Source organism: Bradyrhizobium sp. 62 (genome assembly GCF_023073035.1).
Classification (GTDB): Bacteria; Pseudomonadota; Alphaproteobacteria; order Rhizobiales; family Xanthobacteraceae; genus Bradyrhizobium.
Genome location: NZ_JADPIT010000032.1, coordinates 705041 through 712419, shown reverse-complemented (window position 1 = coordinate 712419; position 7379 = coordinate 705041). Strand labels below are relative to the sequence as shown.

7 protein-coding genes are annotated in these 7379 nt (G+C 63.3%); all 7 read right to left on the bottom strand.

What is annotated here, in order from left to right:
• Positions 1-880 (bottom strand): sugar ABC transporter ATP-binding protein (locus tag IVB47_RS32725; protein WP_247467636.1); only part of this gene is annotated, 880 nt, incomplete at its 3' end.
• 121 nt (positions 881-1001) lie between these two features.
• Positions 1002-1967, bottom strand: a complete 966-nt coding sequence (ytfQ, locus tag IVB47_RS32720; protein ID WP_276576888.1) for a galactofuranose ABC transporter, galactofuranose-binding protein YtfQ — start codon at positions 1965-1967, stop codon at positions 1002-1004.
• 386 nt (positions 1968-2353) lie between these two features.
• Positions 2354-3526 (bottom strand): fumarylacetoacetate hydrolase family protein, encoded by a 1173-nt coding sequence (locus IVB47_RS32715; protein ID WP_247407698.1) that lies wholly within the window; start codon positions 3524-3526, stop codon positions 2354-2356.
• A 111-nt stretch (positions 3527-3637) separates the two neighbouring features.
• Positions 3638-4615, bottom strand: coding sequence for a HEAT repeat domain-containing protein (locus IVB47_RS32710; protein ID WP_247359804.1), 978 nt, complete (start codon positions 4613-4615; stop codon positions 3638-3640).
• 2 nt (positions 4616-4617) lie between these two features.
• On the bottom strand, positions 4618-4851 hold the full coding sequence (locus IVB47_RS32705; RefSeq protein ID WP_007593252.1) for a ferredoxin family protein: 234 nt from the start codon (positions 4849-4851) through the stop codon (positions 4618-4620).
• Between the two features lie 29 nt (positions 4852-4880).
• Entirely contained in the window at positions 4881-6623 is a 1743-nt protein-coding gene (locus IVB47_RS32700; RefSeq protein ID WP_247467634.1) for a fumarate reductase/succinate dehydrogenase flavoprotein subunit, read from the bottom strand.
• A gap of 104 nt (positions 6624-6727) precedes the next feature.
• Positions 6728-7379: ferredoxin--NADP reductase (locus IVB47_RS32695; RefSeq protein WP_247467631.1), on the bottom strand; the 652-nt coding region annotated here is incomplete at its 5' end.

The following is a 7379-nucleotide window of genomic DNA, read 5'->3' as shown; positions in this document are numbered from 1 at the left end:
GACCAACCACTTCGCCATGCCGCAGTTCGAGATTGAACGGCGCGACATAGCCGGCCTTGCCGTAACCCTCGAAGCTCGCACAGACTTCACGCGTCGTCTGTGCGCCTGCCGATGCCCGCGCACTGGTGGTCTCGGCCAGCTCGCGGCCGAGCATCATCCGGATCAGCTCGAGCCGCGACAGCGACGCGGTCTCGCGCTCGCCGACCAGGCGACCATTTCGCAAAACGGTGATACGATCGGAGATCTCATAGACCTGGTCGAGGAAATGGCTGACGAAAACGATGCCAATGCCGCGCTTGGCAAGCTGACGCATGACGCCGAAGAGGATCTCGACCTCATGGCGATCGAGGCTCGCGGTCGGCTCGTCCAGGATCAGCACGCGCGCCGAGAGATCGACGGCGCGCGCGATCGCGGTGACATGCTGGATCGCCACCGAATAATTGCCAAGCGGCGCTGATACGTCGATGTCGAGACCGAAATCCGCGAGCAGCGACTTCGCGCGACGCCGCATCTCGCCTTCACGCACGATGCCGAAGCGCATAGGCTGCCGGTCGAGGAACAGGTTCTGCGCCACCGAGAGGTTCGGCAGCAAATTGACCTCCTGGTAGACCGTGGCGATGCCGGCCTGAACCGCCGCCTTGGCCGAGCGCGGCGCGACCTCTTCGCCGCTGATCCTGACGATGCCAGCATCGCGCGGGAACACGCCCGTGATCACCTTGATCAGCGTGGACTTGCCGGCGCCGTTCTCGCCGAGCAGCGCATGGATCTCGCCGGCGCGAAGCGTGAAGTCGACCTCCTGCAATGCACGCACGGCGCCAAAGCTCTTGCTGATCCCACGCACCTCCAGCAGGGAAGCAGCGGAATCCGGGCTGTTCTCCATGACAAATTCACTCCCAGCGGCGCCCGCTGACGATGCGGACACGGAGCCTGTTCGTTCGCGCGGCGGTTTCGAGCGGGATCGCCGGACTGCCGAAACGCGGCCGTCCGGCGACACTCTCGCCTCAGTAACCGAGGCCCTTCTTGTTGTCGTAGATCTTCTGCGGATCATCGGCGGGCGTGTAGAGCTTCGACTCGGTCTGGATCCATTTCGGCGGAACGGTGCCCTTGTCCTTGAAGGCCGCGATGGCATCGAGCGCGGGGCCAGCCATGTTCGGCGTCAGCTCGACCGTGGCATTGGCTTCGCCGGCGACCATCGCCTTGAAGATGTCGGGGACCGCATCGATCGAGACGGTGAGGATCTCCTTGCCCGGCTTGAGGCCGGCTTCCTTCATCGCCTGGATCGCGCCGACCATCATGTCGTCGTTGTGCGCATAAACTGCGCAGATCGACTTGCCGCCGCCTTCGGCCTTGATGAAGCTTTCCATCACTTCCTTACCCTTGGCGCGGGTGAAGTCGCCGGTCTGGCTGCGCACCACCTTCAGGTTCGCGTGCTTGGCGATGGCGGTGTCAAAACCCTTCTTGCGGTTGGCGGCGACGCTGGCGCCGACCGTGCCCTGCAATTCGACGATGTTGCAGGCCTTGGCGCCGACGGTCTTCGCCAGCCAGTCGCCGGCGACCTCGCCTTCGTGAACGCTGTCGGAGGTCACGGCGGTGAGATAGAGCTCCTTCCCGGAGGGATCGATGTCGCGGTCGAGCAGCACGACCGGGATCTTGGCCTCCTTGGCTTCCTTCAGCACCGAGTCCCAGCCGGTCGAGACGACGGGCGCGAGGAAGATCGCATCGACGTTCTGCGCGATGAAGGAGCGGATCGCCTTGATCTGGTTCTCCTGTTTCTGCTGCGCGTCGGCGATCTTGAGATTGACCTTGCGCTTGGTGGCCTCCTGCTTGGAGACCGAGGTCTCGGCCGCGCGCCAGCCGGATTCCGATCCGATCTGCGAGAAGCCGATGGTGAGCTCGGCGGCATTCGCCGGCAGCGCGAGCAGCAACGCAGCAGTGGCGCTGGCCGCAAAGAGGGCTTTGAGGATCATCAGGCGTATCTCCCACAGTGTTATCCGGGGCGCCGATTGGTAGCATCGCACCCGCAGGCCGACCTTTGAGGCGGCAGGAGGGACTATTTCACGGAAGTTTGGTTCCGACTAGTCATATTATCTGACTATTTAGGGGGAAAGCGCAGCGAGCGAATGGGCGACTTCTATGACACGCCCAGCGCGATTTTGTTCCGCAGATGCAACGGGGGGATGAATGAAATGATGCGGCTTGGCCAACGCACATCGTCATGGCCGGGCTTGTGCCGGCCATCCACGGCCTTGCCATGCGGGACAAAGAACGTGGATGCCCGGGACAAGCCCGGGCATGACGACGTTCCGCAAATTTCAATTATGCAATCGCCCGCTGTCGGCGAGGCAAGCCGGCTCTAGATCAGCTTCCGCTGCGCCAGATTCTTCATCAGCGCACCGATGCCGAACGTCCAGGGCTCGCACTCGTCGCTGGTCCGCATGCGGTTGACGAGTTTGCCGAGCTGGGGTGCCGAGATCGTGACGATGTCGTCGCGCTTGTGGGTGAACCCCTGTCCCGGCGCGTCGCGATCCTTGACCGGCGCGAACATGGTCCCGAGGAACAGCACGAAGCCATCTGGATATTGGTGCACCTTGCCGATGGTCTGCTCGACCAGATCGGTCGGATCGCGGCTGATCATGCTGATCGAGGAATGGCCGTCGAGGACGAAACCGTCCTGCCCCTTCACGTTCAGGCTGATGTCGAGCTTGCGCGCGTCGTCGAGGGTAAAGCTGTCGTCGAACAGACGGAGCAGCGGGCCGATGGAGCACGAGGCGTTGTTGTCTTTGGCCTTCGACAACAGCAGCGCCGAACGGCCCTCGAAGTCGCGCAGATTGACGTCGTTGCCGAGCGCGCCGCCCACGATCTTGCCGCGGCTCGAGACGAACAGCACCAGCTCCGGCTCGGGGTTGTTCCAGGTCGACTTCGGATGCAGCCCCGCATCCATGCCGGTGCCGACCGACGACAAGGTCGGCGCCTTGGTGAAGACCTCGGCATCGGGGCCGATGCCGACCTCGAGATACTGGCTCCAGGCGTTCTGGTCGATCAGCACCTGCTTCAGATGCATCGCCTGGTCCGAACCGGGCTTGAGCTTCGACAGGTCGTCGCCGATCAGCCGCGTCACCTCTTGCCGGATCGCTTCGGCCGAGGCCGGATTGCCTTTCGCCCGCTCCTCGATCACGCGCTCCAGCATCGAGATGGCGAAGGTCACGCCCGCCGCCTTCAGCGTCTGGAGATCGACCGGCGCGAGCAGCCACGGCTTTTTCGCATCGCGCTGATCGGGCGGCGTGTTGGCGACGATAGCCTCGAGATCGCCGATGCGCTCGCCCTTGATCGCGGCAAGCGCCTTCGCCGGATTGTCTTCCTCGCAGAGTGCGCTGACGGTCGGGAATTTTGCGGTGACGTCGAATACACCATCGCCACGCACGGCGACCACGGCCGGGCCATTCGCCTGCGGCAGCCAGACGCGGCCGACAAGCGTTCCCCGCGTGCCGTCCTCGGGGAGAAGGTCCTTAACCGTCAATGTCGTCATGGGCGCATCCTCGCTCTTTTCGGATCGGCCTCGCTCGCGGAGGCCTATCACATTGGCGAAGACCAATAAACGTCTGGGACGGGAAGTCCAGCGCGGCAGCCCGCCGCGCTTCTATGCCCCCGCCCGCGCTTTTCGCGCCGCAATCTGCTGAAGCGCCCAGCGCGCGTTCTTGCGCACCTCGGGATCGGGATCGTCGGCGATGACAGCAAGGAAGGCTTCGCCGTCGTGGTGGGCAATTTCGCCGAGCGCAGCAGCCGCCTCTTTCCGCAAATTGGCCTGGTCGTGGTTGACGCAATTGCCAATCGGGCGAACCGCGCGCTCGATCTTCATCCGGCCAAGGCTGCGGATTGCCTTCAGACGCACCTGCCAGAACTCGTCACTGAGCGAAGCGATGAGCTGGTCGGCGGCAATCGATCCGTTGACATTGAGGCCCAGCGTTTCCGCGGCCATCTCCCGCACCATCCAGTCCGAATCCTTCAACGCGCGCGTGATCATCTCGGCCGCGGGCTTCATCTGCGAAAAGGCGAGCGCGCTCACCGCAGCACGGCGCACATGCGCGTCCGGATCGTTGATCAGCGCGGTCAGCGCCGGAATCGATTCCTCCAGCTTGAGGAACCCGATCACGCCGATCGCCTGCACCCGCACGGCGGCATCGGAATCCTGGAGCGCTTCGAGCGCGGGTTTCAAGGTGTCCTTGCAGCGCAGCTCCTTCAGCGCACGCAACGCGCCCATGCGGACGAAGGCGTGGGCATGCTTGACCAGCGGCAGGATGATTTCGGCGCAGGCGGGATCTTTGAACTCCGCCATGCTGTCGGCCGCGGCGGCCGCGACGATTCTTTCGGGGTCGACAAGCAGCTTGACCAGCGCGCTGGCGGCCTCCGGCCCATCGAACTCGCCGAGCGCCATCGCAACCTGCTGGCGGACGCCGGCATCGGGATCGGCGACCATTTTGGCGAGATGGCCGACCGCTGCGGGATCGCCGGAATGGCCGAGCGCGATGATGGCGACGCGGCGCTCCCCTGGATCGGCGGCCTGGAGCCGCTCGTCGGCATCTTCGAGATCGTCGTAGGATTCGAACGGGCTCGACATGACTACCTCAGGAGATATGGAATGTTGACGGTGACGGCGCCGGTCGGGCAATCCGCCTCGCAGGGCATGCAGTACCAGCATTCGTCATAGGCCATGTAGGCCTTGTTGGTCATATCGCTGATACGCAGCACGTCGAGCGGGCAGACGTCGACGCACACGGTGCAGCCCTTGTCCGCGATGCATTTGGCGTCGTCGACGACCACCGGAACCGATGTCTGATAAGAAGCGAGAGGCATCGTATGTCTCCTGTTATTTGTGCGGCGGGTCAGGCGGTGGCGCGGATGCGCTGCTTGTCGTAGAGATCCTTCTCGTCGTCGGCGATCGGCACGATATAGGGCTCCACGGCACGCTTCTCGCTGGTCATCTTGCCGTCCTGCTTGCTGAGCAGCGTGTGGCAGAACCAGTTCTCGTTGTCCTTCTCCGGGAAATCCGTCCGCCAGTGATAGAGGCCCCAGCGGCTTTCCTCGCGGTAGAGCGAGGCATGCACGGCCATGTCCGCGCAATCCATGATCGACTGGACTTCGAGCGCGCGGAGCAGTTCGTGCGCATTGCGCGCGATCATGCGCTCCTGCATGTCTTCCCTCGCTTCAGCGAGCCGGCGCATGCCGAGCTCGTATTTGCGCGTGACTTTCGGCGGCTGGAGATAGTCATTGACGAGACGCCGGGTCTTGTACTCGATCTGGTTCGGCGGAATGCCGTCCTTGCGTTTGGTCGGCGCCATCACGCGGTCACGTTCGCTGGCGACATCGGCCGCGTCGAATTCCGCGAAGTCGTGATTGTCCGCGAACTCCATCGCGTCGATGCCGGCGACCGAACCGTTGGTGAAGGCGCCGAGCATGTAATTGTGCGGCACGCTGGCCATGTCGCCGGCGGCATAGAGGCCCGGCACGGTGGTGCGCGCGTTGTCGTCGACGAACACGCCCGACGCACTGTGACCGGAGCAGAAGCCGATCTCGGAGATATGCATCTCGATCGACTCGCTGCGATAGTCGACGCCGCGCCCCTGCTGGAACAGGCCGCGAGTGGGACGCTCGACCTTGTGCAGGGTCGATTCGATCTCCGAGATGGTGTCGGGGTGAAGATGCTTGAGCTGGAGAAACACCGGGCCCTTGCCGGATAGCAGCTCGTTGTAGAACTCCAGCATCATCTGGCCGGACCAGTAATCGCATTCGATGAAGCGCGATCCCTCGTTGTTGGCGGTGAAGGCGCCGAAGGGACCAGCGACGTAGGCGCAGGCCGGCCCGTTATAGTCCTTGATCAGCGGATTGATCTGGTAACATTCGAGGTTCGCCAGTGCCGCACCGGCGTGATAGGCCATGGAATAGCCGTCACCGGAATTGGCCGCATTCTCGTAGGTGCCGAACATGTAGCCGGAGGTCGGCAGGCCGAGACGGCCGGCGGCGCCCATGCACAGGATAACGGCCTTGGCCTTGATCACCAGCATCTCGGCGGTGCGGGTATTGACGCTGATCGCGCCGGCAATGCGGCCGTCGGCGGATTTGAGCAGCCGCGTCGCCATGTAGCGGTTGGAGATCAGGATGCGGGCGCGGCGGAGCTGGCGATACAGCGCCTTCTTCACCGTTTCGCCGTTCGGCATCGGCAGCACGTAGGTGCCGATGTGATGCACCTTCTTGACGGCGTAGTCGCCGTTCTCGTTCTTCAGGAAGCGGATGCCGAAGCTGTCGAGTTCCTCGATGATCGAGTAGCAGTTTTGCGCGTATTTGTAGACCGCCTTCTGATCGACGATGCCGTCATTGGCGATGGTGATTTCCTTGGTGTACTGCTCCGGCGTCGCGTAGCCGGGAATGACGGCATTGTTCAAGCCGTCCATGCCCATCGAGATCGCTCCGGAGCGCTTGACATTGGCCTTTTCGAGCAGGACGACGTTGGCCTTCGGATTCTTCAGCTTCGCCTTCAACGCCGCCATCGGGCCGGCCGTGCCGCCGCCGATGACGAGCACGTCGCAGGAAACCTCCGAAAGTCCGTCGACGATCTGATCTAGTGACATCGCTTGCTCCTGGTCCGCCGGCAGATCCGGCGCCTTTGCATCAGATTTGTTCAGCAGGCGTCCCGGCGATAGCAATTAGTTGTCGCCGGGCTGCGATTTGCGCCTCAGCGCTCGACAAAGGCCTTTTCGATCACGAAATGGCCGGGCCTGCTGTGATTGCCCTCGACAAAACCGCGTGCGGACAGCATCGCTGGAAGTTCCTCCAGCATCGCCGGACTGCCGCACAGCATGATGCGGTCAGTCTCGATATCGAGGCCTGATAGACCGATATCGTCGAACAGCTGGTTCGACGCGATCAGGTCGCTGATGCGGCCGCGGTTCCTGAACGGCTCGCGGGTAACGGTGGGATAGTAAACGAGCTTGTCTCGAATCAGCGGCCCGAAGAACTCGTGATCGCGCAGGCCTTCCACGAGGTGCTCGCCGTAGGAGAGCTCGGAGACCTGGCGGCAGCCATGGGCGAGCACGATGGTTTCATAATTCTCGTAGACGTCGGGGTCTTTGATCAGGCTGGCGAACGGCGCGAGCCCCGTTCCGGTCGAGAGCAGCAACAGGCGTTTGCCGGGAATGAGGTTGCCGGTGATCAGCGTGCCCGTGGCCTTGCGGCCGACCAGGATGACGTCTCCCTCCCTGATCTTCTGAAGGCGCGAGGTCAGCGGACCGTCCTGCACCTTGATCGAGAAGAATTCGAGCGCCTCCTCGTGATTGGCGCTCGCCATGCTGTAGGCCCGCAGCAACGGCTTGCCCTCGACTTCCAGC